This is a genomic window from Nguyenibacter vanlangensis (assembly GCF_013376155.1).
Lineage (GTDB): Bacteria > Pseudomonadota > Alphaproteobacteria > Acetobacterales > Acetobacteraceae > Gluconacetobacter > Gluconacetobacter vanlangensis.
The window spans coordinates 1-2480 of record NZ_JABXXP010000430.1 but is presented as its reverse complement, the minus strand read 5'-3'; the positions used below and the strand labels follow the sequence as shown (position 1 = coordinate 2480).

2 protein-coding genes are annotated in these 2480 nt (G+C 67.5%); one reads left to right on the top strand and one right to left on the bottom strand.

The annotated features are described in order from the left end of the window. The coding region (gene glgA, locus HUK84_RS14905) for a glycogen synthase GlgA (RefSeq protein WP_176640986.1) at positions 1-1544 on the bottom strand (1544 nt) is incomplete at its 3' end. Positions 1545-1852: 308 nt separating this feature from the next. On the opposite strand from glgA, the gene HUK84_RS14900 reads away from it, so the two are divergent. Further along, on the top strand, positions 1853-2480 hold a 628-nt coding region (locus HUK84_RS14900), incomplete at its 3' end, for an MFS transporter (RefSeq protein WP_176640985.1).

Genomic DNA, 2480 nt, shown 5'->3' with positions numbered 1-2480 from the left:
AGGCTGTTGGCCCGCACGCGGGCGCGCGGCCGCACCAGCAGCACGTCATGGTCGTGATCGTTGGCGGCGATGTCGTTCCGCCCGAGCACGCGGCGGAATAATTGCGCATATTCATGCGCCTTGTGCCCCCAGGACACGTCGTAATGCGCGGCGTTGCGCTGCAGCGCCATCCATCGGGCGCGGTCGCGATACAGGTTGGCGCCGCGGCGGACGGCATTGACCAGCGTGTCGCCATCGGTCGGCGAGAACAGCAGGCCGGTCGCGACATTGCTGGTCATCGCGGCCTGGTTGGCGTCGATGATCGTGTCGGCCAGCCCCCCGACCCGGGCGGCGATCGGCACGCAGCCATAGCGCGCGGCGCAGAGCTGCGTCAGGCCGCAGGGTTCGAAGCGCGAGGGGATCAGCAGCCCGTCGACCGAAGCCTGGATCCGATGGCCGAGCTGCTCGCTGTAGCCGATATGGCAGGCCAGGCGGTCGGGATAGCGGCGCGACAGCCGGGCGAAGGCCTGTTCCATCGCCGCGTCGCCGCTGCCGACCACGACGAGCTGCGTGCGGTCGTCGAGGATGCGCGGCGCGATGTCGGCCAGGATGTCCACGCCCTTCTGCCCGGTCAGGCGGCTGACCAGCCCCAGCAGGAAGACGTCCGGATCCTGGGGCAGGCCGAATTCGGCCTGGAAGGCGCGCTTGTTGGGGCGGCGGCCGCGAATGTCGCCGACCTGGTAGGGAAAGAGCACCGCCGGGTCGGTCGCGGGATTCCAGTCGTCAGTGTCGATGCCGTTCAGGATGCCGATCAGCCGGTCGGAGCGCGCCCGCAGCAGCCCGTCCAGCCCCATGCCCCATTCGGGCTGCTGGATTTCGCGCGCATAGGTGGGCGAGACCGTGGTGATCCAGGTCGCGAAATGCAGCCCGGCCTTCAGGAAGCCGATATCGCCGTGATATTCCACCCCGTCGATCGCGAAGGCATGCGGCGGCAGGCCGAAATTCGCCAGGTCGGCGGCGGGGAAGCGCCCCTGGAAGGCGATGTTGTGGATGGTATGTACCACCGGCGCCGCGGGCAGCCCATCATAATGGGTATAGGCCGCCGTCAGCCCGGCCTGCCAGTCATGCGCCAGCACCAGGTCGGGGAGGCAGGCCGCGACCTGTCCCTGCGCGATCGTCGCCGCCACGCGCGAGAGGGTTGCGAAACGCAGGCCGTTATCGGGCCAGTCCGCGCCGTCGGGGCCGAGATAGGGATTGCCCTTGCGCCGGAACAGGGCCGGGCAGTCGATCACCAGCAGATGATGGCCGGCCGCGTGGCCGTCGAGCAGCGAGACCGTGACGTCGGGCAGCGGCGTGAATTCGGCGACCCGGACCGGGCCCTCGAGCGCGTCGAGCACCGCGGGGTAGCCGGGCAGCAGGGTGGTGACCATCACGCCCTCGGCCCGCAAGGCGACGGGCAGCGACCCCACGACATCCCCCAGGCCCCCCGTCTTGACGAACGGAAACATTTCCGAAGCGACGGAGAGAACCCGGATGGATCCGGGCGCCTGGTGGTGTCGATCCATCGTCACTGAGCCTTATTGTCCAGAGGGGAACGGCATTCGAACGAAAAGCGGCGGAATAAAGCCTGCGAAAGTTTAACGGCTTGAGGAGGCCGGGGGCGCAGGTGTCACGGCAAAGTGATAATAATGGAAGAATGTCGACAATATCAAAAAAGATGAGAAATTTTTTCCAGGATGAGACGCGTGGTCCATCGGCGGGCGGCCGCTATATCGTTACGTATATAAAACGTCCTGCCGGCGGGGTCATTCCACCACATCGCGATCTGCACTAGAAGAAAAAACAGCGAAAAATCCGAGGATCAGCGGCCGTCATGACTCCCCTGCCCCCGACCGGCGCCATACCCGCGCGCAGCGCGCGCGAGGCGCGCCATGTGGCGATCGCCTGCTTCCTGGGCTGGATGCTGGATGCCTGCGATTTCTTCGTGGTGCTGTTCACGCTGGACAATGTGGCGCGCAGCTATGCGGCGTCGATCGAGGCGGTGCTGCTGGCGCCGACATTGACCCTGATCAGCCGGCCGGTGGGGGCGTATCTGTTCGGCCGCGCCGCGGACCGGTACGGGCGGCGGCCGATCCTGATCGCGGCGATCCTGTCCTATTCGCTGGTCGAGCTGCTGTCGGCGCTGGCACCGACGCTGGGGCTGTTCCTGTTCCTGCGGCTGCTGTTCGGCGTGGCGCTGGGCGGCGAATGGGGGGTCGGGACCGCGCTGACCATGGAGAGCGTGCCGCCGCGCTGGCGCGGCATGACCTCGGGCCTGCTGCAGGCGGGGTATCCGGCCGGCTACCTGCTGGCGTCGCTGCTGTTTCTGCTGCTGCCGGTGCTGGGCTGGCGCGGGTTGTTCGTCCTGAGCGCGTCCAGCGGGCTGTCGGCCATCTATATCGTGCTGTTCGTCAAGGAAAGTCCGGAATGGCTGGCGCGGCACCGCGTGGCGGCGGGCGGCC